The sequence below is a fragment of the Candidatus Manganitrophaceae bacterium genome (assembly GCA_016200325.1).
Taxonomy (GTDB): domain Bacteria; phylum Nitrospirota; class Nitrospiria; order SBBL01; family Manganitrophaceae; genus Manganitrophus.
The window spans coordinates 173,000-199,999 of the sequence record JACQEZ010000020.1; the positions used below are offsets into that span (position 1 = coordinate 173,000).

Below are 27,000 nucleotides of genomic sequence, written 5' to 3' on the forward strand. Positions count from 1 at the left end.
TCCTTTATGCGTTATCACCTTTACACCCGGTAGTGAAGGCAAACCACCCCCGATGAGAACGGATGGCTTTCAACCAACGTGAGGGCTGTTTTGTCTTTGACGCCCTTGAATAGCGGAATTCCTTGTCCCATCAAAACGGGGTTGATGAATAGCCAATAATCGTCGATGAGGTTTTCGGCGATGAGAGAATGAACGGCTGTCGGGCTGCCAAAAATCAGAATGTCTTTCTCTCCGTTCTGTTTGAGTTTTGTGATCTCGTTTTTTAAATGGTCGCTGATGATTCTTGTTTTGGGCCGGTCTGTTCCCTTCATCGTCTTGGACAGGACGACTTTGGTGACGTTGTTATACCACCGGGAATGGTCGATATCGTGTTTCGTCGCGTTCGGCTGGTCGCCGGCGGTCGGCCAGTAGCTGTCCATCATCTGGTAGGTGACCCGTCCATACAAGGCGGTGTCGGCTTCGTTCGTCCGTTGCCCGGCATAGTCAAAAATTTCTTCGTCGACGTTGATCCAGTCCATCTCTCCATTCGGTCCCGCCACAAAACCGTCCAGCGAGGTGTGCATGAATAAAACCAATCTTCTCAATCGAGTTTCTCCTTTATCCCTCATACGCCTGTTTGAGTTTCGCCAGGTCGATCTTCTCCATTTGAAGCATCGCTTTCATCGCTCTCTGCGATTTCTCAGAGTCGGGATTGCCGACCCATTCGCCGATCCTCCTTGGAACCACCTGCCAGGAGAGGCCGTATTTGTCTTTCAGCCAGCCGCATTGTTGCGCGTTTTTATCTCCCCCTTCGGAAAGTTTGTTCCAATAATAATCGATCTCTTCCTGCGTCTCACAAGGGATCTGAAACGAAATCGCCTCGTTGAATTGAAACGCCGGACCGCCGTTGAGTGCGGTAAAGGTCTGACCGTTGATCTCGAATTCGACGGTCAGGACCGATCCTTCCGGTCTTCCATGAATCTCAAAACCTTCTTTCCCATAGCGGGAGATTTTTCCGATTTTGCCGTTCTTAAAGATGGCGGTGTAAAATTTCGCCGCCTCTTCGGCTTGATTGTCGAACCACAAACAGGGGGTGATTTTTGGAATTGTCATTGGCATCTCCTCCGCTCCGCCGGCATCGTTCTATTCCATTGAATGCAGGCCGATCATATTTCCCTCCGTATCGGTGACCAAAGAGATCTGGCCGTATTCTCCGATGGAGGTCTTGGGCCGTTTGATTTGCCCGCCGGCACGGGTGGCGCGGTCCGCCTCGACGGCGCAGTCGTCACAATGGAAGTAGACCAGAGTGGCGTTGCCGCTCGGCGTGAACCCTTCCATCGTGACCAGAGCGCCGGATGCGCCGGAATTGCTCATCTCTGCCGGAAATGCCCAGAGCTCGACTCCCGGAATCGGCGAGTTGAGTTTCTGCAATGCGATCTGAAAGACCGACTCGTAGAAACGCTTTGCGCGATCAAGATCCTGAACGTAGATTTCAAACCAGACGACGGGATTACTTTCCATTTCATTTCTCCGGAAAAGGGTAAAAAGGCGTTCGAGGATGAACGCGTCGACTTTGGATCAAAATGGATTATATCGAGGGAGTCGTAGAGAAATCAATTGCGTGTCGGTCACGCCGGGGAGCGATCCGCGATTCAAAACAGATTCGAGGGGTGGGCCGGGGTTCATCTCATTAGACGGCGGACCTTCGACGCCCCACGCTTAAAACACCTATTTTGGGGCGTTGCCCCCAACGGAGCCGGCTTTTATACTGAGGGTGATCTGGGAGAGTGGGCTCATGATCAACCGGAGAGACGCAAAATGAAAAAATGGGGTTTATTGATGGGGATTTTGATCGGCATTATCTTCTCTGTGACGGCGATGGCCGGACCTGCGAATCCGAGCCGGACGGTCAAGGCGTTTACTCTGAAGAGTGATGTGAATGGGGAGAAGCGCCTGTTCGTGGGGAGCGGCGGGAAGATCGACGGCCAGGTCAATCCGACCCTCTTTGTGAACGAATGGGATGTGGTCGAGGTGACGCTGATCAACACCGACGGCCTTCCGCACCATCTTGCGCTGCCCGACTTTTTTATCCTCTCCAGAGAAGTGAAAGAAAAAGGGGAGAAGACGACGATTACCTTCGTTCCATTCAAGCCAGGGGGATTTGCCTATTTCTGCGATCTGGAGGGACACCGCAAGGTCGGGATGGAAGGACAGATGGTGGTCGTCCGCGCGTCGTAAACCGAGCCGGATCGCTGCCGGATCGCTGTTGGGGCAGATCTACAAATTTTATATAGCGCTCTACACTCAACTTGTAGACCTGCCCGATGATCTCTGTTGTAAACGTTGCCCGACCGATAAGGAGGCGGCAGCCCTGAAATCTTCTATTTCCGGAGCCGGCAAGGCAGACGCACGGTACTCACTGATGCCTTAGGGGCAGGAGAGATAACAGACGTTCTGCCAGGTGAAGGCATTCGGCGAGCTCGGATCAATGGCCAGCCTGAGCCATTCATTCGGCGTGTTCGTGGAGCCTTGAACGGTGATGCGCGTCAAATTCGGCACGGCTTGCGTATGATGAATCAGACCGGTGGCGCTCGTCGGATCGGCAAGGGGCTGGTCCGCTCCATAGATGTGAGAATCGCCGTTGAGCAACAGGACCGGGCGTCCAAAGGCAACCGCGTGATCCGCCAGCGCTTGAACAAATTCATCATACCCATTGAGCCCATCCCCGCCGGGAACCACCGCCGCGAGGTCCCACATATCGGCTTGAAGGGCGATTACCACCGCCGCCGCATTCTTGGCTTTCTTAAAGGCGCGGTCTAACCAACGCAGATTCGACGCGTTGCGCTCTGCCACTTCCTGTAGACGAGCACCTTCATTTAAGAACTGGCCCGTGCCGCCGCTCCAGGGCAAACCATCGTTGTTGGACCCGGGGACATTCAATGTGACGAAGAGCACATTGGACTGCTTCCACATGACGTTCTCAACGAACTGCGCGTCTGTGGGATTTCCTTCATTTTCCAGGGCCTGTGACGCCACCTCTTTTCGGACGCCGCCGAGGGTGTAACCCGGAATCGGGAAAAACAGACTCCGGACGGCCGCCAGCTCATTCAACGGATAGCCGCTGGAGGATTCTTTTGTCTTGTGGCAGTCGGTCCATTCATTATCCCCCGGCGTATAGACGAATGGATCTTTGAACTGCTGAAAGATATTAAAGACCCCTTGATTCCAGCCGGGATTGGCGCCCGCGGGAATCGGATTCAATCCGGCACCGGTGCAGGGCATACTCCCGGAGTGGATGTCGCCGACATGGATCACGAGGTTTACCTCCGGATCGTTGTTTACAGAATTGAGCAACAATGGCGCGTTATTCAGCAAAGGAGTGCTGTACGGCCAATCTCCAAAGACGGCAACCGTGAGCGGCGGGTCGGGTTTGGCCGCGATCGCCGCTCCGGTCATACAGGACAGACCCATCGCGCATGCGACTGCCAGGAATCGAAAGCCCTTTTTCATCTTGAATCCTCCCTTAATTTTTTTAGGTATTGAAACGGTCAGAAAAACAGGGAGAGAATAACGGTGGCAGATTAACGGATGGTCAAGGCTGGGTTAAGTTTTGGTTACATCTTCAGGGGTTGCTTCATACCCGGTGTCGAATGGGAGACCGTCTCTACAAATTGCATGGCATGGGAGATCTATGACGGACGGAGATGTATTCCCGCCCCGTCTCCCTTCTCACCGACGATGTTCCCGTTCGCTGTGGAGAGGGGAAGCTTGGCCGTTCGATGGTTTTCGATGGTATGAAATCGGTGTCGGCCTAAGACAGACACCGGGGCGGCTGAGTGTCAGCGATAGCCGGTGACATCTCAGCCCTTGACTCATTCAGCGCTTCCCCTTGCGATGACGTCCGGGGGTGATAAAAGTTACCCCGGAATCTCCGCCTCGACCAGTTTTGCAAGCAAGGTGAGCGATTCTTGCCAGCCGAGATAGCAGGCCTCCAGCGGAATGACGTCGGGGATCCCTTCTTGCGTGATGTTCAGTTCCGTTCCGACGGAAACCTGCTTCAAAGCAATCGTCACCTGCATCTCTCCGGGCAAATTCGGGTCGTCGAATTTGTCCGTGTGGACGATCCGTTCGTTCGGCACGAGCTCAAGATAGGCCCCGCCGAACGAGTGGCTGTGACCGCTGGTGAAGTTCGTGAACGACATTTTATAGGTCCCGCCCACTTTGGCATCGAGGTGATGAACCTTGCCGGTGAAGCCGTTGGGTGGAAGCCATTTGGCCATTGCATAGGGATTGAGGAACGCCCGGTAGATTCTCTCGGGAGTTGAACGAAGAACCCGGTGAAGTCGAACCGTATTTTTAGCCATGATTGATCCTCCTATTAAAATGGGGTCTGTTTGACTGATTCAGTCCTTCAATTTTAAACCGCCGCCCCTTACCCTCCTGCGATGGCGCCGATGATGAGAAACGGCTCTTCTCCGGTCGCCACCTTTTCGGGGAGCAGGGCATCGGGAGATGCGTGGGACCAGTCTTCTCCGCAGGCGAAGAACCGCAGAAACGCCCGGCGCTGCTGCGTGACATGGTCCCGAATCGTCCCGGCCAGCATCGGGTAGCGCGCCTCGAGCGCATTCAGCACGGTCCGTTGGGTGATCGGGCCGCCGATTTGAAGCTGGACCTCCGCGTCGGCCTTCGCCAGGTTCCGCAGATGATAAGGGAGCCCGACGCGGATCATCTGAGCGTCTGCACTTCGACCGACAGGACGGCCGGAAGATCGTGAACGATGGCGTTCCAGCTCTCCCCGCCATCCGGCGACGCGTAGACCTGTCCGCCGGTGGTGCCGAAATAGATCCCGCACGAATCGAGCGCGTCGACCGCCATCGCATCGCGTAGGATATCGACATAGCAGTTACTCTGGGGAAGCCCCTTCGTCAGCGCTTCCCATTCATTTCCGCCGGTGCGGCTGCGATAAACGCGCAGCTTCCCCTCGGGGGGGAAATGCTCCGAATCGCTCTTGATCGGGACGACATAAATGGTGTCCGGCTCGTGCGCATGCACGTCGACCACAAACCCGAAGTCGGTCGGCAGGTTGCCGCTGATCTCGTGCCACGACTCGCCGGCGTTGTCGCTCCGCATGACGTCCCAGTGCTTCTGCATGAAGAGGACCTCCGGGCGCGACCGGTGCATGGCGATCCGGTGAACGCAATGGCCGATTTCGGCCTTCGGGTCCGGAATGAATTGAGAGACCAGCCCCTGGTTGACCGCCTTCCAGCTCTTGCCGGCGTCGTCGGTTCGAAAAACCCCCGCCGCGGAGATCGCGATATACATTCGATTCGGGTTTTGATGATCGAGCAGGATCGTATGCAGTCCCATCCCTCCCGCGCCGGGCATCCATTGGGGCCCGGTGCCGTGGCCCCGCAATCCGGCGAGCTCGTGCCAGCTCTGTCCGCCGTCGGTGGTCCGGAAGAGCGCCGCGTCTTCCACACCGGCATAGACGGTATTCGGATCTGTTAATGACGGCTCGATGTGCCAGACCCGCTTGAACTCCCACGGGTGCTGCGTGCCGTCATACCACTGGTGCGTCGTGAGCGGCTTGCCGGTTTCCGGCGAGGTGTCGTAAACGAACTTGTTGCTCTCTCCCATCGGCATCCCCTCGGGGGTCGTGGTCGGCTCGCCCGGCTGGGTGCCGGGCTGGTGCCACGTTTTCCCTCCGTCATCCGATCGCTGAATGATCTGTCCGAACCAGCCGCTGGTCTGAGAGACATAGAGGCGATTCGGATCGGCGGGAGAGCCTTTGATATGATAGATTTCCCATCCCGCGAAGTGCGGTCCGCTGACCTCCCACTTCGCCCGCTTCCCATCCGATGTCAGGATGAATGCCCCTTTCCGTGTCCCCACCAAAACGCGTACGCTACTCATCATGGATTCTCCTTATCTTTGTTCATAATAAGCCTCTTTTTACCCGGGATCAGCGAATTCCTCATCTCTTTTCTTAAAAATGACCGTCCTGCACTTACTAGTCGTCCGGGGACCCTGAAATCGACATCGGGCATGAAAAATCCGATCATTGATTCAATTTGCTTCGGTCCCGGGCTTCGACGCGATAGGGAGACGGCCCACCTGATGAAGAAAGGGTTGCTGCCGACGGTTGCCGGGTTGCGTGATGAGGGGGGAAAGCGGGTGCGACCAACCAGGCTCTTCTCGCCATCCCGGAAGGGGTCCCTTCTCTCCAAGGAGCGTCAATCATGAAGCAGGGTATCCCAAGAATCCGGAATTCAGTTTCCTGGAGACGGATCCGGGCCCATCTTTGCGGCGATTTGTTTTTTCTCCAATTTGTTCTGTTTCTTTTTTTCTTGTTTCTTTTTCTTCGCTAAATCTCGCTGACGCTTTTCATTTTGATAATTCGGCTTTGCCAAATGGTTATCCTTTTTGTAAAGGGAAAGGACGAAGCTTCCGAGCTTTGCGCCTTTCGCGTTGAGGGGAATGGTCGTGTCAGACACGACTCGCCTTGGTTCGTTTATGTGAAACCGGTTACTTATTGCAAAAAAGTGTCGATCCCTATTTTAATCCATCGCTGCCGTTTCCGATGTCGGCGAGGATCAGCGCTGTCTTGCCTTTTTGATTTCACCGTTTCTCTCAAGATCCTTCAGTGGACCCGATCAGATCGGTGAACGAAGCGCCTGATAAAAGACCGTTTCAACTTCTACCAGATAAGTAAAAAAGTCAAGCGCGAAACGCATCCTTCGCAGGCGGGTCCACCGGTGCGCTTCCAGGCCTGTCGGGAGGGTACCCTTATCCCGAAGGAGAGTCAAGAATGAAGTGGGGTCTCCCCGGAAGTTGAACCGTGACGACGTATGCCTGGATCTTGCCATCGACGGCGCCCCGCCCAAACCGCTTCGCAATTGCCTCCGCCGCGAGGTCGGTTGCTTCGCCGAGCCGGGAAGCATCGCGGGCTTCGATCTCATTTCTCAGCGGCGTCCCTTGGCAGTAGGCGATCGCGGGGAGGCGGGGGGAGGCGGCCCGGCTGCGCGCCGCAACCGCTTCAATCCGGGGCGAGGCGATGAATCCGCCCTCTGCCAAATCTCGTTCAATGGCGCGAGGGTCATGATAGCCGTGCGGCGTGCGGGCCAAGAAGCGGGGCGGGTCGTTGGGAAAGAGCAATTCCAGCGCGGCCGTGACGGTGTCGGCGAATTCGTTTTCCGTGATCCGGTCCCAAAGGCTGAAAATGAAAAAGCCTCCGGGCCGGAGCACGCGGCGCGCCTCCGAAAAAGCTTTGGCCTTTTCGGGGAAGAACATGACGCCGAACTGGCAGACGACGGCGTCAAACGTTCCGTCGGGGAAGGGGAGCGCCATCGCATCGGCCTGACGCCACACGACGGCGCGCGTCGTCCCCACGGCGGAGGCTTGGTCGAGCATCGCTTGATTCAAATCGGTCGCGACGATCGAGACCGTTTGGGGGAGCGCAGCGGCCAACGCACGCGTCACCACGCCGGTGCCGGCGGCGATTTCGAGTAGACGAGAAAGGGGTCTCGACCGGAGCCGATTCACCAGGTCCGCCGCGTAGGGCTCAAAGATCAGCGGCACGAGTAGGGAGTCGTAAAGCTTCGGGACGGAGCCACTGAAAACTTTGTCGGTATCGGAGTGGCCCATATGCTTGCCTCTGCGGTTGAATCGCGCTCCGCATGAAAAGCGGAGCCGACTGCTGACAGAACGTTTCTAAGAATGGATCTCTTTATACGGCCGGCTCCAATGACGGAGAGGGGACGCAGGGCTGTTTAATTGTCTCTCATTCGGACATTGCATCTGCGCCATGCTCGGCCAATTGGGCGCCAAACCAGCGATGGATCGCCGTCTGTAAGTGGATGTCGCTCGTCTCAAATCGAATCTCAGCCCCCATCGGCAACGCGGTGTAGGTGATCTTCAACTGAGAGGCGCCGGCGTTCAGCTCTTTGAGCCCCGGCATGTTTTCTCCATGAAGGGCCGCCGGATCGGAAAAGTCGCCGCTCTGAAAGCGCGCCGTTTCGTGTTCAAGATGTTGTTGGATGCGTGAAATCTGATCCGAGGCGGTTAGATCCTTGACGATCACCCGCTGCACGCCGCCCTCTTCCGTCATTTTAAAAATATGCGTGGTCTTGGAAAGGTCAAAGGGCATGACCCCGCTCCCCAAGTGATGGATCTGTTCCTGACGGCTCTGCGGCTGCAGGACGCTACAGCCTGTGAGGAAAAGGATGAAACCTACACAGGCCACCGTCGCCGACGATATAAGCTGCAAGACCGGACTCCTTTATGCTTTATGCGGATTTAATGGAGATCGCGAAGTGCTGGACGCGGAGTTTTGACATTGCATTCCTCCATAACGTCACGACAAATAGTCAGCGACGATCGCTTCGCCCCGCTTTACCGCCTCTCTCACTTTCCGACTGATTTTGCGATTGTCTTTTCGAATGAGTTCGACCAGACGAATGATCCGTTTGGCCTCCGATCGGCTGTCGTATTTCGCGCTCCATAACACCATTTCAAAAAGCAAAGGAATCAGGTCGAGACCCTTTTCAGTGAGGGAATAGCTCCCTTTCCTTCCATCCGTTTGATCCCCCGCACGCTGAAGAATCCCGGCCTCGATCAGGTGCTCCAGGCGCGAAGCCAGGATATTGGTCGCAAAACCCTCTTCCGATTTGAGGAACTCTCCGTAAGTCCGCTTCCCCCGAAAAACAATGTCTCGAAGGATCAGCAGCGCCCACCGGTCGCCAAACGCCTCAAGACCATAGTTCACAGGGCAGTGTGATCGAAGCTTGTTCTTTCCCTTTTTCATACGTCAGTCAATACTAAATTATTTGCTTGTATTTTGCAAGTATAAATGTCATAAGTCGTTATCACTACATTACTGGAGGTTCATATGGTCGACATTATTCATCGGATCGGGATCAAGGCCCCTGCCGCGCAGGTCTATCAAGCGTTAACCACCTTGGAAGGGTTGGGCCATTGGTGGACCGAAGAAGTTTCAGGCGATGGCCGAATCGGAGGAAAGATCGAATTCGTCTTTCGAAAGAAGACGGGTGAGCTCTTAGGCAAAATGGTGATGGAAGTGCAAGCGCTCAATGCCCCGAAAGAGGTTCGATGGCGCTGCGTCGATGGGCCGCCGGAATGGGTTGGAACCGACGTCACCTTCCAATTATCAGAGCAGGACAATCAAACGACGCTCCTCTTCGGCCACCGAAACTGGCGCGAGGCGATTGAGTTTACATCGCACTGTAGTATGAAGTGGGCCGTATTCCTTTTAAGTCTTCGGGAGTATGTCGAAACAGGAAAAGGGAAGCCCTCCCCGCATGATCTGAAAATCGATAACTGGAATTAAATTCCCTTTCCAGTGATTGGTCGAGCAGGCGTTGGCCAGGAAAGGCCAACTCCGGAACGTCAACGGTGTGTGTCTTGCCATGTTGAGTGATGTGGTGAGGGATACCGGATGCTATTACTCGTGCGATTCTGACCATGGCGGGAGAGTATCCCTCCACTTAAGGAAAGCCAAGAATTAAGTATGGTGTCCCTGGAATTCCTGATGGGGAGAGCGCTTCGATGTCATGTGCTGTTTGCCAGTCAGCATCGATGAGTCGGTATTGTCTTCCTTTTTATTTAGTATATTTTTTCGCCAAATCTAACGCCGTCTGAAGCGAATCGGCTTCAAGGTAATCTGTTCCCGATTGGCTACCATTGCGCTTCCAGCGCATTGTAGCTAATAGAGTGCCGGCCTTTTTGGGCAACACGGTAATGACCGCCTTTAATCCTGCTTTGGCTAATTCGGGGATCGCATATTCAGCAAGCCATTGCTGATCCTCCTGGCTAAAGACCCCTGTGGCCTGACTTGTATCGACAATTAGAGCATTTGCCAGCTTTTTTCGAGTACAGTCAATTTCGGCATTGATGCAAGGACGCATATATTCATGAGGTCCCAAATTATACCATCTTGCAGTCATTATTTTAAGTGTCTGGTTACAATCGACCTCAACCACTTTTTCTATTTTATACACAACCTTATCAAGAACATTTTTCATTTACTCCCCCTTCTCCTTATCTACCTGGATGTCTTTTTGTTTTAGATAAATTAAAGGAAATGTGCCGCGTGGTCGAAAGTAAGTATATATGGCTATGCTGATTTGTCAATTTGCACATGATGTGTATCCGTTCTTCTATCGCTTTTTGCAAGAATGGTCCGATCTCATCAGAGTTATAAGGCTTTTCCGAAATTCCGGGGATGCCATACTTAATTTGAAAAAGGAAATGAAATAGGGACAGACACTATTTAATCATTTTTGATGGCATTACGGATCATTTAATCCCTTTCCATTGAGAATTGGCTGCAACCATTTTTCAACCCTGGACTCGCGTGTTTTGGATTGTTTGGGTGCTGAAAAATAAAGAACGTATCCTCTTTGCCGTCCCGGCGTCAATGCGTCAAAAGCCGTTTTCAAGGCGGGGAGTTCGTCTAATTTCTTTTGAAATTCTTCAGGAACGATGAATTTAGAAGTCTTTTTATAATCCACTTTCAAGCCGGCTTTTTCCACTTTGATGGCTTCATCAATATAGGCTTTCAAGAGGGGTTTCATCTGAACGATGTCTCGAACATGAGTAAACCGGATCTGGCGCGCCGCCTGCACATTCTCCGTTTGTTGGATGAGAATACCCTTGGCGTCCTTTAACAAGGCGCCTTTGAAAAACAAAAGCGCACAGTATTCTTTAAATCCATGAATTAAGACGATGTTATTTTTCTGAAAGGTGTAACAAGCCTTCCCCCACTTCAATTCTTCGGTCAGCGGACAGGCAAGAACGATCGTTCTCAATTTCTTCATTTCTTCCTGCCACTTTTTGGCTTTACTAAAAAAGAAATCAACCTTAGGATTCATTCTATTCATTTATGGATACTCTGAAATAAAGTGAGCTTATATTGTTTACAATTTCTTTTTCTTCTTTGGTGTTCATGATTGGTTTGCAACGATTAAAGGGGGACTATCCCCTTTATCGTTCCTATTGATTCCTATTATTTTCTTAGGTCAAGATTAAAGACCTGACCCTATTAATTTTCTGTCTCTATTAATTTTCTTGTCTATAGTTCATCCACCCACTGGTAGAAAGCTACAGGTCTTGACTTCCAGATGATATGAGGATCGGTACTTCCTACAAGCCGGGTGTCGCTGTTTTCCAGGAAGCGGAGGACCTCGACGCATTTCTGAAGCACCACAATCGCTGTCTGACGATGAATTCGAGCAGGGAAAATATCGAGATGAAGACGCCGTGTTTGACGTATCTCTAGGTCGACAGTCCGATTAAACTTGGCGTCGCCATAGCTCGGATGCTTTGTTGCGGAGACAAGGGTCAAGCCGGTCGTGTCGTCCTCCGCAATTGCCTCCCATATATGATTGTGCGCGATGACATCACGAAGCACGAAGAGTTCTTCGACATCGTCTGCAAGGCCGCCCGCCTGCAACTCCCTGAGAGTTTGGACGGCTCCATTTCGATCAACGAGTCCATACACATGCCGTGCCCTATTGCATACAGATTCGATCACGATTACCGTGAGAACGGCAATCGAAGCTGCGTAGCCATTCTCGTGTTTCGACGCCTGGACCTCGTTTGGCCCCTTTGGTTCTTTCTTCTCCATGTGATCGAATAGATCAACGATCGGCTGCAAGAGGCTTGCAAAAAGCACCGGTACATAATTGTGGGGTGTCTGCATTATTGACCCACTGTGTTCACTAGTTCTGCCTACCGTTGCGCTTTCTCCTGCTCTTTTCGATGCTTCTCGTTCTCTTCTGGCGAGAAAAGCTTAAGCGGATCAATGTCATTGTTACTCAAATCCGGATCATTTAGTCGCTTCCACTTCGGCGGATCTTCGGCAAGCAGCACCCATGTCTCTCCAGTTTCCGTGTCGATTCGAAGCACGGTTTGCAAGCCTTTTCCTCGCCCGGATTCCACGCTCGCCTGCAGGAGTTGATACTTTCCTATTCGTACCAATGTCGTTTGCAGGTTCGCTACACCAGAAAGCTGCGACATCGGAGATGCGGGGCTTTGTTGTAGCCGGTCGCATGATGCCGTAACCAGCAGAAAGACCGCGATGACAATTCTTCTGAGCAAATCGCAGAAAATTTAGAAAAAGAAATTTAGGGTCACCCATTATGACTCTCAGAGCACTTAACTGAGTTCTAAGTGCATGTTGAAGCAATCCCAGCAAAAGCCAAGACACGCTCAGCATTCGCGGCGAGGATCGCCGCCATCTCATTGACGGGGACTCCGCGAACCTCAGCAAGTTGCTTAATAGTTGTTAAGACATCTCGTAACCCGTTCTTGCGGTCAACCGTGCCCGTAAATGGGGCGTCCGTTTCTGTAAGGACCCTTTCGGCTGGCAGTTCTCGGACCACAACCGTACTGGACCTGCTGCTGAGCATGCGGCTATTAATAGAGAAGTAACAACCTTGCTCCGCGGCCTGTTGTGCCAGCGTCATAGTATCGGAAAACCAGTGGAGGATCGGTAGGACACGCTGCGCGGTCGTGTGCTCGGCTAGGCAGCCTAATACTTCGCGAGCCGCGCGGCGACTGTGGATACTAGCCACGCGCCCCCCGAGCCGTTGAGCAGCGCTTAATGTACGGATAAATACTTCCCTCTGTACCTGCCAACTGCTTCGATACTGGGGGCTGCCGTCTAGTCCGATCTCTCCGACCAAGGTTGTCTCCGTCAGCAGTCGTTCCAGCAAATCGATCTCAGTGTGACGTTCGCCCACGAGTTCGGGATGCAGGCCGAGGGCGGCATGAACATAGTGGCTACCAGCCGTCCACCGGCGGTTCTGGACCCATGCTTTTGGGGTTGTCGTCACTGCAAGTGTAAAGATGCGACCGTGCTCGCAGGCCGCGATAGTCGCCACAGGGTCCGGCAAGAGGTCAACGTGACAGTGAAAGTCGAATCCTCGCGCTGATGTGCTCATGCGGGACGTACCAAGGCTTGGCCCGTTATGGTGTCGACCTCCTGAATGCCGCGCCTAAGCACGTCGGCATATTCGGTGACATCAGACTCTGGATAGTCCGACAACGGTCCGGACTTGTAGACCAGAACCCGCGCGAGCGCGGGGCGCTGAGAGAGACGGCGTGCCATCATTTGGAACGAGCGGACATGCTCGCCCTCAGCGCTCTTGGAGTCCAAGGGCCGTCTCCTTAAGTCCGCGATGGTGTATGTTGTCGGATCATCGCCGAAGGCCGATGTGACTGCCGCCCGGCGAATCAGGCAAGGAACGCAGAACCCGCAATGCCCCGGTGCGAGCCCGAGCCAGCGTGCTTTGGTAATTGACGAACAAGAAATCGTGTCCCCGACGTGTTGGCGCGCCAGATCCACATTGGCACATGCGCCGAGCATCTCGCCTTTGGTTTTAAAGCGGTACGGATTTTCCAATGTCGCGGCGATCTCGAGTCCATCAAGAATAGCCTGCCAGCGTGCCATGTAAAACGGGTGTGTCGTTCTTGTGCTCCAAGCGCCGACGCGCAGCGGATCGAGCGGCACGTTCAGTGAAATCAGACCGTTTTCCGGCACATAGATGACGGGTCGTTCCCTGAAATCGCTGGCGGCGAGAGAAGCGAGTGCGAAGAAGAGAAAGGACCGGCCCCGTGTTGTTGATTCCCCGTCCATCTGGTGAGTGAAATCGTTCTTGTCGAAGCGAACATTTGCGCGCACATGCCCTGGTCGCATGTCCCCGTATTCTCTTGCCAGACGCTGAGCACATAGCATCTGCGAACTGGTACTACTGTCGCCGTAGTGGCTCACGAGGAGCGGCATCTGCCCTGCCGCGAGCAAGTCGATGGCACCGATGAAGCTGTCGAGGCCACCTGAGAACAGGCACACCGATGTGAACGGTGCCCCTGCGGGACCGGTAGGGCGGGTGATGAGTTGCTGGTTGCCTGCGTGCCGTTCGCGGAAAAACAACCGCCAATGGTCTCCGGTCAGGAAGTTGAGTGTTCGGACAAGCAAGGGTGTCAGAATGGTCCAGCGCGGCAGGTCGTGAACAGGGATATACAAGTCAATCTCGCGTGTCCAGCTATCCTGAGCGTCAATGGCGCGGGAGATCCTGGTGTCGGCCGCCGTCACCATTGCCGCCAGAATAGCGAGATCGACGCTGACCTCGGAGGGAACAACCCCGAGCTGAGTCAACTGATCGATCACCTGGCCGATGCCGAATCCGAGTCGAAGATAGCCGTCGACAAAACGAATCTCCGTGCGGAGCGATTCCGTCTGGACGACCGTCACCTGCCCAGTGTCGCTCGGTCCAAGCCTGGCGATCATGCTATGACGTCTCATCCTTCAGCATCTCCCTGTGTGACGAGCAGATCCCAGGCTTCCTGACTAGGTTTGATTGACGATCGCGCGGACCTGTTGATCAGACAGTGTTGCCGGTGCCGACAGGTCACCTGAGAAAGAATCACGCACAGAACGCCGAATATAGCTTTTGAGTTGAGCATCAAACTCAGCGATGCTGGCGAGGTCAACAGCGAACTTGAATCCGTTCGCACCAATATCCTGTAGCAGCCGGCCCACTACCGAATGCGCGATGAAGGTGAGGAAAATATCGCGGATCTGGTCCGGTGGGAGTGCGGCGGGGTCTGCAACATCTAAACCGTCGAGTTCTGCGATTGTCTCCAGCCAAGCCTCACGCGCTATTCCCTCGTCGATCGAACCGCCGTCCCCGCAGATAACATCGGTCAGTCCGATGAATATGTGCTCAAGAGGACGGCCGGCTAGGTCACTCAGATTCAGACGCGCGAGCGTTGGGTTGACACCTTCACGCTGGAAATCCCGGAGCACGCCGAGCACACCGCGCGCCGTTGTTCGCGATGCACCCATGCGGCGCGTAGCGTTGCCGCTGCCGCGCATCCCTGAGCGGACATAATCGCGGACGGCGCGGCGCAAAGCGCGGTGATCGCTACCGCCTGAGCCTGTAAATATCGAAAAGTTACGGCGTGAGGACGTGAACCGACCGGGCGGTGGCGCAGGTGGTAGTGGTGGCAGGGGTTGTGACTGGCCGGGATTGTCGGGCTGACCACTATCAGGCGGTTCGCTGTCACCATCCGCAGGCACCGCGCCTGGTCCGTCGTCCAGCCATGACGGCACGAGCGGCGTGCGGGGATTGGGTCCGTTTGAGGGGCCGGATGTGCCCATCAGCGAGTCCCTCTGCGAGGCGTAGTAATCGCCTGAGCGGCTAGCTTTTTGAGCTGCTCATTGTCGTTCTGTGATGCCCAGCGTATGAGCAGCTCTTGTAGCTGTTTGACCGCCAAGGGTTCGGTGATGATGTCGTTCCAGCCTTTCACTACCCAGAATCCGAGCGCCTTAGCATCTGCGCTGCTGAGCAACCCGAGAAGCTCGGTCTGAAACTGCGGATGGTGTTTGGCAACTATCATCAGACCTCCGAAACCTGGCGGTTCAGTCGTAAATTTGCCGTGGCGCACGACACGCTCCAGCAGCGTCGCAAACACTTGTGTGGCGTCGGCCAGTTGCAGGGCCTTCACCTGCGGCTCGACGCTACGTACGGCGACGTCCGAATTGGACATCAATGTCTCGATCAGACTCTCCAGGCCGTTCGATTCAGTGGCGGAGGCAAGAATTCGCTTTTCTCTGGCGACGAACACATACGGGCGAAGGTCGACTTCTCCGAGAGGGGGTTCGATTTTCAGCCAGCGAACAAGCCATTCGCGTTCGAGCCATTTGGCGGCGTCCTGTTCGGGCCCTATGGCAGATTTCTCACCCTTACTATCCTTCTTGCCTTTTGCTGTCTTGGCGTCTTTGCGCACGGCTGTTTCTATCTCCTGTAGCTCGGAAATTTTGCCGTTCGGGTTAAGCATGGCCTCGGAGGCGAGGTGGTCGTAGAAATCCTGCTGAAAGCGTTCGGCAAGCATCAACTTGCCCAGCGCTGCCGGATTCATGCTATCTTGAAACCCTCGTTCCTTTGCGATAGTGAGCCTGATCGACAAGGAGTTCAGGAAGCGTTTGATCTGGCGCGGGTTCCCTTTAGTCCCTTCGGCGAGGATCGGGCCAATCTGCTGTGTGAGGACGAATGCGGCGTCGAGTACGTCGTGCCGTGTGGGATCAACGGCACGAACGTCAGCCTGGCTGATGCCTCCGCCAAGCCACGGTTGATTCAGACTCTTTCGCGCTTTGGCAAGCAGAGTCTTGAAGCCGACATGGTCCTCTCCCACGAGCGCCTGCACAAGTAGAAGCGTGACGTAGGCGCGCGACTCCTGCACGCCCAGGGCTGGGATGCGAAACGGCACCTGGATGAGCTTCTCAAGGTAGTTCCGCGTATAGGGCACCCCTCCCGAGCCGAGCGGCAAGTTTGGGAAATGCTGTCGGACCGCGTACTCGATCATGCCCTCATCGGCGCCGATGACAAACGCGGTCTTGGGTACGAACAGGAACAAGCGTATGGCTTCGAGAGTATCGATTGCGGTTGCCGGAAGGCAGCGGTCGAGATCATCTATTAGCACGACGAGCTGGTCGATTTTGGCCTCTTCCAACAGTTTTGCGAATTCCTTGCGGAAGTTGTGTATCTGGTCTGGAACGCTACGCTCCTCAGCCGACTTTAGGAACGAGGCGGCTTCGGTAAGCTTGGTCTCGATGTCTGCGGGGGACATTGACTTGACGCTACCCGCGAGACTCTGGATGTTGTCCATAACCGTACTAATCTGGTCGAGAGGGGGCAGGCCGGTCGCCAGCGTGAACGCGAGGCTACCACCACGCCGAGCCAGCTTCAGCCAGTCCACCCTCTTCAGCAGGCCCTTGCTGATTTCTTTGACCTTGCCAACCGCCGAACGCTGCCGGCACAACTCGCTAATAATCACCTCGATCAAGACCGTCTTCGCGTCGTCGAAGCCCTGAAATGCCCAGCCGTTGAACCAGAGGCACGCGACCTCCTTGTCGCCAGCCATAGCGGATTCGACCATCTTAAGGACACTGGATTTCCCTGCGCCCCAGTCCCCATGGATGCCGATGGTGAGCGCACGCTGACGGTTGTCCTTCAGTAGTTCGACGACCGTCTTGGAGACGGCCTCGTAATTTAGAAAGTCAACGGCGGTTTCATGGTCCGGAATCAGCATGCGTCAGTTATCCACTTCTCTCTTGAAAATTCCTACAAGCCATAATGGGATTATTACCAATTCCCATGGTTATTCGAAGAAAATCCGATTAAGAAAGAGTAGAATGATTACCAGGACGAGCCATACATCTAAGGGAATTAATCACCCTTTTATCTCCCTCGATAATGGAATTGGCTTAATCTTCCTTGCACAGTGCGGACACACGGTTGCTGATATTCTTGCGGGCTCTTTGCAATAGGGGCAGAGACGCTTTGGCACATGTATATTCTAATTCCCATCTGTTCTAGGTCTCCATTAAGGAATTCTATAAGAGGGGGGGCATGTCTGCCCCTCGGCTCATTTTTATAACTGTTGTCCGGTTCTTTACCAGTCGATATTTCCGGGGTGATTCAGTTTAGGGTATAACCCAGGGGGCAATCTATCACGGCATCATGAAAGGTGTCAATCCACAAGTTTGTGGGTGAAAAAAGAATGAATAATTAGACGATAGGAATAAAACGAGCAGAAGCAGATTCTAAAAATGCTACTTAATCCGCGTCCCCGGCGGAATCTCTTCCATAAAGGTCGCCAACTCCAAAACTTCTTCCGCCCCCGCCGCCAAAAGCATCCCTTGCGACTCCACCCCCATAATCTTCGCCGGCTGAAGATTCGCAACGAGCACAATCCGCTTTCCGATCAGCGCCTCCGGCGCATACTTCGTCCCGATGCCGGCGACGACCTGCCGCTCCTCCGAGCCGAGCGAAACGCGCAGCTTGAGGAGCTTCTTCGAGCCGGGAACTTTCTCGGCGGTGAGAATCACCGCGACCCGCAGGTCGATCTTGGCAAAGTCATCATAAGCAATGGCCGGCTTAAATCCGGTAGGGGAGGCCGGGGTGCTCTTTTTCTCGGCAGGGACGTTTTCCTTCGGTGCGGGTGTGTTGGCGGTAGGGTTGTTTTCCAATGGAGTCTCCATTTTCTTTTCGATTCGTGGGAAGAGCGATTTTCCTTTGGCGATCGGCATCTCGGCCGGCAGCCGGCCCCATTGCGCCGCCTCCTTCAGAGAGATCCCCTCGAAGAGGGAGGGAAGCCCCATCTGCCGGGCCATCTCCAGTGCCGTGTTCGGCATGAACGGGGAGATGAAGAGGGTGATGATCCGGAGCGCTTCGGTCGTGTGGTAGAGGACGGTCTGGAGACGCTCCGCTTTGGCGGGATCTTTGGCCAGGACCCACGGGGCGGCGTTTTCAATATACCGGTTCGCCTGGCTGACCGCCTCCCAGATTTCGATCAATGCCTTCTGAAATTCCAATCGACCGAGCAGCGTATCGATCTTCTCCGGCAACCCTTCCAACTTCCGGCGCAGCGCCAGATCTTCCGGCTGCTTCCCCTCGTGCGCGGGGGGGGTGCGGCCGCCGGTGTAGCGCTCCAGCATCGTCAGCGTCCGGGAGAGGAGGTTGCCGAGGTCGTTGGCGAGATCGCTGTTGATCCGGTTGACGAGCGCCGTCTCGGAGAAGTCGCCGTCTTGGCCGAAGGGAACTTCCCGGAAGAGAAAATAGCGGAAGGGATCGACGCCGTAGCGTTCGATCACATCGCCGGGGTGAACGACGTTGCCGAGGCTCTTCGACATCTTCTGCGCATTGAGCGTCCACCAGCCGTGCGCGAAGAGGGTTTTCGGGAGGGGGAGGCCGAGCGCCATCAAGATCGTCGACCAGTAGATGGCGTGCGTCGTCAAAATATCTTTTCCGACAAGATGGAGATCGGCCGGCCACCATTTTTGAAAGCGGGCCGGGTCGGTCGCATAGCCGGGGATCGAGATGTAGTTGACGAGCGCATCGATCCAAACATAGGTGACATAATTTGAATCGAACGGAAATTCGATTCCCCACGGCAGGCGGCTCTTGGGGCGCGAGATGGAGAGATCGGTGAGCGGTTTTTCCAAAAAGCCCAAAACCTCGTTTCGCCGGCTCTCCGGCCGGATGAAGTCGGGGTGATCGCGGATGTATTGCCGAAGGCGGTCTTGATATTGGCCCATCTTGAAGAAGTAGTTCTGCTCGGAGAGATGCTCCACCGGTCTTCCACAGTCGGGGCACTTGCCGTCGACGACATCCTTTTCGGTCCAGAACCGCTCGTCGGGGAGACAGTACCATCCCTCATAGCTGCCGGTGTAGAGCTCTTTCCGGTCTTGAAGTTCTTGGAGGACGGTCTGCACGACCCGCGTGTGCCGCTCCTGCGTCGTCCGGACGAAGTCGTCGTTGGAGATGTTCAGCTTTTTCCAGAGCGCCTGAAAACGGACGACCATCTCGTCGGCATGTTGCTGCGGGGGGACGTTCCGCTTGGCCGCCGCCTGCGCCACCTTCTGGCCATGCTCGTCGGTGCCGGTAAGAAAGAAGACGTCGTGTTGAAGGAGACGGTGGTAGCGGGCGAGAATGTCGGCGGCGATCGTCGTATAAGCATGGCCGATGTGCGGCTCGTCGTTGACGTAGTAGATCGGCGTGGTGAGATAAAACTTTTCGTGCGACTTCATCCTGAGGTCTTCTGCTCCTGATTGATCAATTTGTCTTTGAGCTGCATCAACAGATTTTCGAGGGAGAGCTGCCGGTTGACGTTGCGGATCTGCGCCTGCTGGAGGATCTGAAGGTTGGAGAGGAAGGTGGCGACCTCATTTGTATTCATCCGTCCGGCCCACCGCTTGATCTCTTCATGCCGCCAGCTGTAGACGAGCCAGGAAGGATCGAGCATCGACGGGTTGGGGACCGCCTGCAGCACCAGCACATCGCGGAACCAGGCGGCGAGGTAGTGGAGCGATTTGGCCATCACCTCTTCGTCCCGGGAGTAGGTGGTGGCGACCTCGAAGAGCCGTTCGTAGTTCATCAACGTCTTCTCGGAGACGAGGGTATAGAGCCCCTCTTCCATTTCCCGGGCCGCTTCGAGCGACAACGAGAGCGCCTCGCCGAGATGGCCGCCGGTCAGCGCGGCGATCAGGCGGGCTTCCTGAACCGACCAGTGGTTCCGCTCTGCCAGGAGCTTTTCGACCTGCGAGAGGGAGAGGGGATAAAAGGAGATCTTCTGGCAGCGGGAGAGGATCGTCTCGGGAAGCGAGTAGGGCTTGGCGGTGATCAAGATCAAGACGGCATGCGCGGGGGGCTCTTCCAATGTTTTGAGGAGACCGTTGGCGGCGGCCCCGTTCATCTTGTCGGCGGGATCGATCAGGATGATCCGCCTCGGTCCGTCGATCGGCTTGTATATGATCCGGTCCTGCAGGGTCCGGACCTGCTCGATTTTAATCGCGCTCCCCTCCGGCTCGATCGTCATGAAGTCGGGATGATTTCCCGCGGAGAGCTTTTGACAGGAGAGGCAGCGGCCGCACGGCTCGATCGGTCCTTCTTCGCCCTCCGGTCCTTCGGGCATCTGCCGTTCATGGCAGAGGAGGGTCTGCGCAAAGGCGCGGGCGACGGTTCGTTTGCCGATCCCTTCTTCTCCCATGAAGAGGATCGCATGGGGAATCTCATCCGAGAGGAGCATCGATTGGAGGATGTCGATCGCGCGGGAATGTCCGATAATTTCACCAAAGCCGCGCGGCGCATCCGATTTTTCAGGCGTTTCGGAAGTAGTCATCAACCACCTTTCTAATTTTTTGGGCAATCTCGTCGACCGCTCCGTCGGTGGAGACCACCTGGATCCGGCGCGGGTTTCGTTTGGCGAGATGGAGATATCCTTTTCGAACCGCCTCGTGAAACTGAAGCGCTTCCCGATCGAGTCGGTTGATCTCCTCCCGGCCTTTCAGACGAGCGAGCCCTTTCTTAGGATCGATATCGAGAAGGAGGGTGAGGTCGGGCTGACGCCCCTCGGTGACGAACCGGCCAATCTGCTCGATCCCCCGCTTCGACAGGCCCCGTCCAACTCCCTGGTAGGCATAGGTGGCGTCGGCGAACCGATCGCAGAGAACGACTTTGCCTGTTTCCAAAGCGGGGAGGATCACCTCTTTGAGGTGTTGGGCCCGGCTCGCCAAATAGAGAAGGAGCTCCGCCTTGGCATCCATCGTCTGATTTTTGGAATCAAGGATCAGCGCCCGGATCGCATCGCCGATCTTCGTTCCCCCCGGCTCGCGGGTCCGGACGACCGAGAGACCGCGGGTTTCTAAATCGTCCGCCAAGATCGCCAGCTGGGTCGTCTTCCCGCTCCCTTCGACCCCTTCGAATGTGATAAAATGACCCGTCACCACCCCTCCCGCGAACGGTTTATCATACATGGAGGGGAGGCGGAATTGCAATGAAGATGTTCGAATTGCGGAATGCGGATTTCGGATTGCGGGTTGCAAAAGGATTGCAAAGATGAGAAGGAAAACCTCTTTTGAATTTTATCTGCTACGCCGCAATCCGCACTCCGCAATTCGCAATGAACCGGTTGGGTGTTCTGATGGACAGTGACGACTTTCGGCCTGCCTGGTGGTGTCCCGGGCCGCATGTTCAGACCGTTTGGCGGCGTCTTTATGGGATGACCGAGGCGCTGCCGCTTCGGCGCGAGCGGTGGGAGACGCCGGATGACGATTTTCTCGATCTCGATTTCCTCGATCCCGAACCGGCCGAGGGGGACACCGCAACACCGACCGTCTTGTTCCTCCATGGGCTGGAGGGCTCTTCCCGGGCGAAGTATATTCTCGGCATGCATCGGGAGGCACGACGGCTCGGCTGGCGGGGAGTCGCCCTCAACTTTCGATCGTGCAGCGGGGAGATGAACCGGCAGCGTCGGTTTTACCACTCGGGGGAGACGACCGATCTTGATTGGGTCGTCCGGCAACTCCTCTCGCGCTTTCCCGGATCGCCGCTCTTCATCGTCGGTTTCTCGTTGGGGGGGAATGTCCTCCTCAAGTGGCTCGGCGAGCAGGGGACGGCGGCGCCGGAGGCGGTTCGGGCCGGGGTGGCGATCTCGGTGCCGTTCGACCTGGCGGCGGCGGCCCAAAACATCGACCGTGGGTTCAGCCGGATTTATGGACGGGTCTTCTTGAAGACCCTCAGGGAGAAGGCGGTGTTGAAGGAGCGGCGGTTTCCGGGGCTGGTCGATCCGGCGCGGGTCCGGCGGATCGCCTCCTTCGCCGAGTTTGATGACCTGGTGACGGCGCCGATCCATGGCTTTCGGAGCGGGTTTGATTATTGGACCCGCAGCAGCTCCAAGCGGTTTCTCGATGCGATCCGTCGGCCGGTCCTCCTGATCAACGCGCTGAACGATCCCTTCCTTCCGAGACATTCCATCCCTTTAAAAACAATTGAAGCGTCGAAGTGGCTGACCGCCCTGTTTCCCCCGTTCGGCGGCCACACCGGGTTCGTCGAGGGGCGGTGGCCCTGGCAGGCGCGTTATTGGACCGAGGCGCGCGCCTTTGCTTTTCTCTCCGCGCTGCAAACCGACCCGAACCGGTTGAGATCAATTTAGAAAACGCAAAGGGCGGGTCTTCCCGGAGGAATTCACCGGGAAGTTGTGATAGAATTTCCAGATCTTATAGGAGTCACGGATGCGGGCGATCGATATGCATGTCCATCCCGGAACGCGGGAGTATCTGGTGGAGGCCGGGGGGAAATACCTTTCCGATGCGCTCCATTATTTCCATCGCCACGATGCCGTCGTCAGCTTGGAGGAGATGGCGGCCTATTACCGGCGGGCCGAGATGCTGGCGGTGCTGCTCGCCTGGGATGCGGAGACCCACACCGGCCTCCCGCCGGTGACCAACGACTATGTCGCCGACGCGGTCCGACAGTATCCCGACGTTTTCATCGGTTTCGCCAGCGTCGATCCCTGGAAGGGGAGGATGGCGATTCGAGAGCTCGAACGAGCCGTGAAAGAATTAAAGCTGCGGGGGTTGAAGATCCACCCGATCGCCCAGGCGTTTGAGCCGAACGACCGCCGGTTTTATCCCCTCTGGGAGTGTTGCCAGGGATTGAAGGTGCCGCTTCTGATTCACACCGGGACGACCGGCGTCGGCGCCGGGGTGCCGGGGGGAAATGGGCTGAAGCTCAAATACGGTCGGCCGATTCCGGCGATCGACGACATCGCCGCCGATTTTCCGGGGCTGACGATCATCGGGGCGCATCCCTCCTGGCCGTGGCAAGAGGAGATGCTTGCCGTCGCCGTTCATAAAACGAATGTCTACATCGATCTCTCCGGCTGGTCGCCGAAATATTTCTCCCCCTCGCTGGTCCAGCATGCCAACTCGCTGCTGCAAGACCGGGTGTTGTTCGGCTCGGACTATCCCTTTCTGACCCCGGAGCGCTGGATCGCCGATTTCGAGAAGGCGGGGTTTAAGCCGGAGGTCCGCGAGAAGATCCTCCTCGGGAACGCGAAGCGGCTCTTGGGACTCTAGCCTGTTTCTATTCAAACCCCGAAAAAAGGATTGAAAGCGGGATAAAAAGTCAGGTATATTCTGTCGTTTAAGTTATAATTCAAGGGATAAAGAAGCGATCCCCCAAAATCCCCCAAAGACGAGGGGTGTCACCCACCGGAAGATTGGGTTTAAAGTAAATGAAGGATCAGGAAAGAAGGGAAAAGGGACCGGCGCCGGAAAAGAAAGCGGCCCCGGCGGCGGAGCGGCGTTCTCTCAACGGCGGCTCCGGGGGCGAGGCGGCGATCATCCTGGCGGCCGGCCAGGGGAAGCGGATGAAGTCGACCCTTCCCAAGGTCCTCCACCCCCTCTCCGGCAGCCCGATGCTTTTCTACATCCTTGATCTGGTCAAACAGGCGGAGATCCAAAAGAGCTTCGTCATCATCGGGCATCAGGCGGAGCAGGTGTCCAAGGCGGTCGCGGACCGGGGGGTGACCTGTCTCCTTCAAGATCCGCCGCTTGGCACCGGCCATGCCGTCCTTCAAGCGAAGGAAGCGCTCTTCGGTTTTACCGGCTCGGTCCTGATTTTAAGCGGCGACACGCCGCTGCTCCGGCCGGAGACCCTCCGGCAGCTGCGAGAGGCGCACCGGAGCGCCGGCGCGACGATGACGATTCTAACAACCCGGCTTGCAAATCCATACGGCTACGGCCGGGTGATCCGAAAAAAGAACGGCGCGATTCTGCAGGTGATCGAAGAGAAGGATGCCACGCCGGCGCAGCGGGCGATTGACGAGGTGAACACCGGTGTCTATATAATAGAGGCCCCTTTTCTTTTTGAGGCGTTGGGGGAGGTGCAGCCGAACAACCAGCAGAAAGAGTATTACCTCACCGATCTGATCGGGATCGCCGCCCGTCGCGGGGAGCCGCTCGCCGGGGTGGAAGCCGATCCGGACGAGGTGATCGGGGTCAACAGCCGCGCCGACCTCGCCCGGGCCGAGGCGATTCTCCAAAAGCGGATCGTCACCCATTGGATGTCCGAGGGGGTCACCTTCATCGATCCGGCGCAGGTTCGGATCGGCCCCGCCGTCGAGATCGGGCGCGATGTCCTCATCTATCCGGGCGTTACGCTGGAGGGGAAGAGCGCGATCGGGGAGGGGTCAACCCTTTATCCTTGCCGGATCAAGAACAGCCGGCTCGGCGCGCAGGTGGTGGTGAAAGATTACTCTGTCGTCGAAGATTCGGAGATCGAATCGGACGCGTCGGTCGGCCCCTTTGCCCACCTGCGGCCCGGCACGGTGCTTCGGCGCGGGGCGAAGGTCGGCAATTTCGTCGAGATCAAAAAGAGCGAGCTGGGAGAGGGATCGAAGGCGAATCATCTGACCTACATCGGCGACACGGTCGTCGGCAAAGGGGTCAACATCGGCGCCGGAACGATCACCTGCAACTACGACGGCGAGAAGAAATATCGGACGATTATCGAGGATGATGTCTTTATCGGGAGCGACACCCAGTTGGTGGCGCCGGTGCGGGTCGGGGCGGGCGCGTTGATCGCCGCCGGAACGACCGTCACCCGCGATGTTCCGCCGGGGTCGTTGGCGATCTCCCGCGTTCGACAAGAGAATAAGGAAGGCTGGGCAGCTAAAAAGAAGTCAAAGAGAGCTGAGGGTGGAGGCGAACGGGGGAAAGAGTAAAAGAGGCAGCCTTTCTTTTCCCCCCGGCCTGTCATGCTTCAGCTCCTATTCGGAGTCTTCACATGTGTGGGATCATCGGGTATATCGGTGAGAAAAATGTGGTGTCGGTCTTGGTCGACGGGCTTCGGCGGCTCGAATACCGGGGGTATGATTCCGCCGGGATCGCTTACTTTGCCGACGGCGCGCTGGATGTCCGGCGATCGGTCGGAAAGCTCGCCGCGCTCGAAGCGAACCTCTCACCGATTCCGCCGAACGGACATTCCGGAATCGGCCACACCCGCTGGGCGACCCATGGGAAGCCGTCGGAGGAGAACGCCCACCCGCATCGCGCCGGCTCCCTCGTCGTCGTCCACAACGGGATCATCGAGAACTACCTCTCGCTGAAGAAGGGCCTCCAAGCGCAGGGGCGGCTCTTTACCTCCGACACCGACACCGAGGTGATTGTCCATCTGATCGATCAGTTCTATCAGAGCGGGATGCCGCTGGAGAAAGCGGTCCAGGGGGCGATCGAACGGATGGTCGGAAGTTACGCGATCTGTGTTCTCTCCGAGAAAGAGCCGGAACGCTTGATCGCCTTCCGCTCCGGCTGTCCGCTGGTCGTCGGCGTCGGGGAGAAGGAGTTCTTTGTCGCTTCCGATATTCCGGCCTTCTTAAGCCACACCCGCGAGGTGATCTTCCTCGACGATGGAGAGCTGGCGGTGATGACCCGCAGCGGCGCCGAGATCTTCGATCTCAAGGGAGCGCTCCTCTCGAAGAAGAGCCAACATATCTCGTGGGACCCGGTGATGGCCGAAAAGGGGGGCTACCGCCATTTCATGCAAAAAGAGATTCACGAGCAGCCGCGCGCCCTCGTCGACACGATCCGGGGCCGGGTCGGCCAGGAGGCGGGAGAGGTCTTTCTGGAAGAGGTCGGTTTATCGGCGAAAGATCTCCAGAATTTCCGACGGGCGATCTTGGTCGGGTGCGGGACATCGTGGCATGCCGCCCTGGTCGGAAAGTTTTTGATCGAGTCGCTCTCCCACCTTCCGGTCGAAGTCGACATCGCCTCCGAATTTCGCTACCGGAACCCGCGGCTCGCGTCGAACGATCTGTTGGTGGTGATTTCACAGTCGGGCGAGACGGCCGATACCTTGGCGGCATTAAAAGAAGCGAAGTCGAAGAAGGCCCGCACCCTGGCGATCTGCAACGTGGTCGGGAGCAGCATCAGCCGCGAGGCCGAATCGATCTTTTATACCCACGCCGGCCCCGAGATCTCCGTCGCCTCCACCAAGGCCTTTACCACCCAGCTGACCGCGCTGACCCTCTTGGCGATCGACTTCGGCCGAAAGCGGGGGGTCCTTCAGGAGGAGCAGGGAAAACAGCTGATCCACGCGTTGGTCCATCTCCCCAAACAGATCGAAGAGCTCCTCCGCCATGAGGAGCGGGTGGCCGCCATCGCCAAACGGTTTTTCCGCCATCGCGACTTCCTCTACCTCGGCCGGGGGATCCAATATCCGGTCGCGCTCGAGGGGGCGCTGAAGTTGAAGGAGATTTCTTACATCCACGCCGAGGGGTATCCGGCGGGGGAGATGAAGCACGGTCCGATCGCCTTGATCGACGAGAACATGCCGGTGGTCGTGTTGGCTCCCAAGGATGAGGTCTACGACAAGATGGTCAACAATGTGATGGAGGTGAAGGCGCGCGGCGGAATCATCATTGCCTTCGCGGAAGAGGGGGATAACGAAATCGCGTCGCTCGCCGACGAGGTTTTCTTCGTCCCGAAGGTCCACCCTCAGCTCAGCCCGATTCTGATGACGATCCCGCTGCAGCTGCTTGCCTATTATATCGCGGTGCTGCGGGGGAGCGATGTCGACCAGCCGAGAAACCTGGCAAAAAGCGTCACGGTAGAATAATTGCTCGGAGCTCAAAATCGAGGGGTCCGAATTCAAGAGG

28 protein-coding genes are annotated in these 27,000 nt (G+C 56.3%); 6 read left to right on the forward strand and 22 right to left on the reverse strand.

Going from position 1 to position 27,000, the window contains the following annotated elements; translation table 11 throughout:
• Nucleotides 1-20: 20 nt before the first annotated feature.
• Genes HY282_17905 through HY282_17915 form a run of 3 tightly spaced genes read right to left on the reverse strand, consistent with a single transcriptional unit; the run spans nucleotide 21 to nucleotide 1,500 of the window.
• Nucleotides 21-584 carry a dihydrofolate reductase family protein gene (locus HY282_17905; GenBank protein MBI3805628.1) on the reverse strand — a complete coding sequence of 188 codons (564 nt, stop codon included), beginning with the start codon at nucleotides 582-584 and terminating at the stop codon, nucleotides 21-23.
• 13 nt (nucleotides 585-597) lie between these two features.
• The gene (locus HY282_17910; GenBank protein ID MBI3805629.1) at nucleotides 598-1,098 is read right to left on the reverse strand and encodes a VOC family protein; all 501 of its coding nucleotides are present in this window, start codon (nucleotides 1,096-1,098) and stop codon (nucleotides 598-600) included.
• A gap of 24 nt (nucleotides 1,099-1,122) precedes the next feature.
• Nucleotides 1,123-1,500 (reverse strand): VOC family protein, encoded by a 378-nt coding sequence (locus HY282_17915; GenBank protein MBI3805630.1) that lies wholly within the window; start codon nucleotides 1,498-1,500, stop codon nucleotides 1,123-1,125.
• A gap of 297 nt (nucleotides 1,501-1,797) precedes the next feature.
• Between HY282_17915 and HY282_17920 the strand changes: the two genes are divergently transcribed.
• Entirely contained in the window at nucleotides 1,798-2,217 is a 420-nt protein-coding gene (locus HY282_17920) for a cupredoxin domain-containing protein (protein MBI3805631.1), read from the forward strand.
• A gap of 189 nt (nucleotides 2,218-2,406) precedes the next feature.
• Here the strand turns inward: HY282_17920 and HY282_17925 are convergent, their stop codons facing one another.
• From HY282_17925 to HY282_17960, 8 genes are all read right to left on the reverse strand, one after another.
• Nucleotides 2,407-3,489, reverse strand: coding sequence for a metallophosphoesterase (locus tag HY282_17925; GenBank protein ID MBI3805632.1), 1,083 nt, complete (start codon nucleotides 3,487-3,489; stop codon nucleotides 2,407-2,409).
• Between the two features lie 407 nt (nucleotides 3,490-3,896).
• On the reverse strand, nucleotides 3,897-4,343 hold the full coding sequence (locus HY282_17930; GenBank protein MBI3805633.1) for an SRPBCC family protein: 447 nt from the start codon (nucleotides 4,341-4,343) through the stop codon (nucleotides 3,897-3,899).
• A 68-nt stretch (nucleotides 4,344-4,411) separates the two neighbouring features.
• A complete protein-coding gene (locus HY282_17935) occupies nucleotides 4,412-4,708 on the reverse strand; it encodes a MoaD/ThiS family protein (protein MBI3805634.1) in 297 nt (98 codons plus the stop codon).
• Nucleotides 4,705-5,892: an exo-alpha-sialidase gene (locus HY282_17940; protein MBI3805635.1), complete on the reverse strand. Its 1,188-nt coding sequence runs from the start codon at nucleotides 5,890-5,892 to the stop codon at nucleotides 4,705-4,707. The genes HY282_17935 and HY282_17940 overlap by 4 nt, the downstream gene beginning before the upstream one ends.
• Before the next feature lie 356 nt (nucleotides 5,893-6,248).
• Nucleotides 6,249-6,473 carry a hypothetical protein gene (locus HY282_17945; GenBank protein ID MBI3805636.1) on the reverse strand — a complete coding sequence of 75 codons (225 nt, stop codon included), beginning with the start codon at nucleotides 6,471-6,473 and terminating at the stop codon, nucleotides 6,249-6,251.
• Between the two features lie 292 nt (nucleotides 6,474-6,765).
• Nucleotides 6,766-7,623: a methyltransferase domain-containing protein gene (locus HY282_17950; GenBank protein MBI3805637.1), complete on the reverse strand. Its 858-nt coding sequence runs from the start codon at nucleotides 7,621-7,623 to the stop codon at nucleotides 6,766-6,768.
• Between the two features lie 136 nt (nucleotides 7,624-7,759).
• On the reverse strand, nucleotides 7,760-8,140 hold the full coding sequence (locus HY282_17955; protein MBI3805638.1) for a hypothetical protein: 381 nt from the start codon (nucleotides 8,138-8,140) through the stop codon (nucleotides 7,760-7,762).
• 192 nt (nucleotides 8,141-8,332) lie between these two features.
• Entirely contained in the window at nucleotides 8,333-8,782 is a 450-nt protein-coding gene (locus tag HY282_17960; protein MBI3805639.1) for a helix-turn-helix transcriptional regulator, read from the reverse strand.
• An 84-nt stretch (nucleotides 8,783-8,866) separates the two neighbouring features.
• Between HY282_17960 and HY282_17965 the strand changes: the two genes are divergently transcribed.
• Nucleotides 8,867-9,325 (forward strand): SRPBCC domain-containing protein, encoded by a 459-nt coding sequence (locus HY282_17965; GenBank protein ID MBI3805640.1) that lies wholly within the window; start codon nucleotides 8,867-8,869, stop codon nucleotides 9,323-9,325.
• Between the two features lie 271 nt (nucleotides 9,326-9,596).
• On the opposite strand, the gene HY282_17970 is transcribed toward HY282_17965, so the two are convergent.
• The 11 genes from HY282_17970 to HY282_18020 form a co-directional block, all read right to left on the reverse strand.
• Nucleotides 9,597-10,019 carry a hypothetical protein gene (locus HY282_17970; protein ID MBI3805641.1) on the reverse strand — a complete coding sequence of 141 codons (423 nt, stop codon included), beginning with the start codon at nucleotides 10,017-10,019 and terminating at the stop codon, nucleotides 9,597-9,599.
• A gap of 267 nt (nucleotides 10,020-10,286) precedes the next feature.
• Nucleotides 10,287-10,877 carry a YdeI/OmpD-associated family protein gene (locus HY282_17975; GenBank protein ID MBI3805642.1) on the reverse strand — a complete coding sequence of 197 codons (591 nt, stop codon included), beginning with the start codon at nucleotides 10,875-10,877 and terminating at the stop codon, nucleotides 10,287-10,289.
• Between the two features lie 191 nt (nucleotides 10,878-11,068).
• Nucleotides 11,069-11,698 carry a hypothetical protein gene (locus HY282_17980; protein MBI3805643.1) on the reverse strand — a complete coding sequence of 210 codons (630 nt, stop codon included), beginning with the start codon at nucleotides 11,696-11,698 and terminating at the stop codon, nucleotides 11,069-11,071.
• A gap of 29 nt (nucleotides 11,699-11,727) precedes the next feature.
• On the reverse strand, nucleotides 11,728-12,015 hold the full coding sequence (locus HY282_17985; GenBank protein ID MBI3805644.1) for a hypothetical protein: 288 nt from the start codon (nucleotides 12,013-12,015) through the stop codon (nucleotides 11,728-11,730).
• Nucleotides 12,016-12,164: 149 nt separating this feature from the next.
• Nucleotides 12,165-12,881 carry a TatD family hydrolase gene (locus HY282_17990; GenBank protein ID MBI3805645.1) on the reverse strand — a complete coding sequence of 239 codons (717 nt, stop codon included), beginning with the start codon at nucleotides 12,879-12,881 and terminating at the stop codon, nucleotides 12,165-12,167.
• A gap of 56 nt (nucleotides 12,882-12,937) precedes the next feature.
• Nucleotides 12,938-14,302 carry a hypothetical protein gene (locus HY282_17995; protein ID MBI3805646.1) on the reverse strand — a complete coding sequence of 455 codons (1,365 nt, stop codon included), beginning with the start codon at nucleotides 14,300-14,302 and terminating at the stop codon, nucleotides 12,938-12,940.
• 45 nt (nucleotides 14,303-14,347) lie between these two features.
• The gene (locus HY282_18000) at nucleotides 14,348-15,160 is read right to left on the reverse strand and encodes a hypothetical protein (GenBank protein MBI3805647.1); all 813 of its coding nucleotides are present in this window, start codon (nucleotides 15,158-15,160) and stop codon (nucleotides 14,348-14,350) included.
• Nucleotides 15,160-17,091 (reverse strand): NTPase KAP, encoded by a 1,932-nt coding sequence (locus tag HY282_18005; GenBank protein ID MBI3805648.1) that lies wholly within the window; start codon nucleotides 17,089-17,091, stop codon nucleotides 15,160-15,162. The genes HY282_18000 and HY282_18005 overlap by 1 nt, the downstream gene beginning before the upstream one ends.
• 523 nt (nucleotides 17,092-17,614) lie before the next feature.
• On the reverse strand, nucleotides 17,615-19,591 hold the full coding sequence (metG, locus tag HY282_18010; protein ID MBI3805649.1) for a methionine--tRNA ligase: 1,977 nt from the start codon (nucleotides 19,589-19,591) through the stop codon (nucleotides 17,615-17,617).
• Entirely contained in the window at nucleotides 19,588-20,682 is a 1,095-nt protein-coding gene (holB, locus tag HY282_18015) for a DNA polymerase III subunit delta' (protein MBI3805650.1), read from the reverse strand. The genes metG and holB overlap by 4 nt, the downstream gene beginning before the upstream one ends.
• Nucleotides 20,660-21,316 (reverse strand): dTMP kinase, encoded by a 657-nt coding sequence (locus HY282_18020; protein MBI3805651.1) that lies wholly within the window; start codon nucleotides 21,314-21,316, stop codon nucleotides 20,660-20,662. Before HY282_18020 ends, holB begins: the two co-directional genes overlap by 23 nt.
• A 167-nt stretch (nucleotides 21,317-21,483) precedes the next feature.
• Here HY282_18020 and HY282_18025 point away from each other — a divergent pair, with 167 nt between their 5' ends.
• From HY282_18025 to glmS, 4 genes are all read left to right on the forward strand, one after another.
• Nucleotides 21,484-22,494, forward strand: coding sequence for an alpha/beta fold hydrolase (locus tag HY282_18025; GenBank protein MBI3805652.1), 1,011 nt, complete (start codon nucleotides 21,484-21,486; stop codon nucleotides 22,492-22,494).
• A 79-nt stretch (nucleotides 22,495-22,573) separates the two neighbouring features.
• The gene (locus HY282_18030; GenBank protein MBI3805653.1) at nucleotides 22,574-23,419 is read left to right on the forward strand and encodes an amidohydrolase; all 846 of its coding nucleotides are present in this window, start codon (nucleotides 22,574-22,576) and stop codon (nucleotides 23,417-23,419) included.
• A 158-nt stretch (nucleotides 23,420-23,577) separates the two neighbouring features.
• Complete coding sequence (gene glmU, locus HY282_18035; protein ID MBI3805654.1) at nucleotides 23,578-25,068, forward strand: bifunctional UDP-N-acetylglucosamine diphosphorylase/glucosamine-1-phosphate N-acetyltransferase GlmU; 1,491 nt, start codon at nucleotides 23,578-23,580, stop codon at nucleotides 25,066-25,068.
• Between the two features lie 62 nt (nucleotides 25,069-25,130).
• Nucleotides 25,131-26,960 carry a glutamine--fructose-6-phosphate transaminase (isomerizing) gene (gene glmS / locus HY282_18040; GenBank protein MBI3805655.1) on the forward strand — a complete coding sequence of 610 codons (1,830 nt, stop codon included), beginning with the start codon at nucleotides 25,131-25,133 and terminating at the stop codon, nucleotides 26,958-26,960.
• Nucleotides 26,961-27,000: the final 40 nt, after the last annotated feature.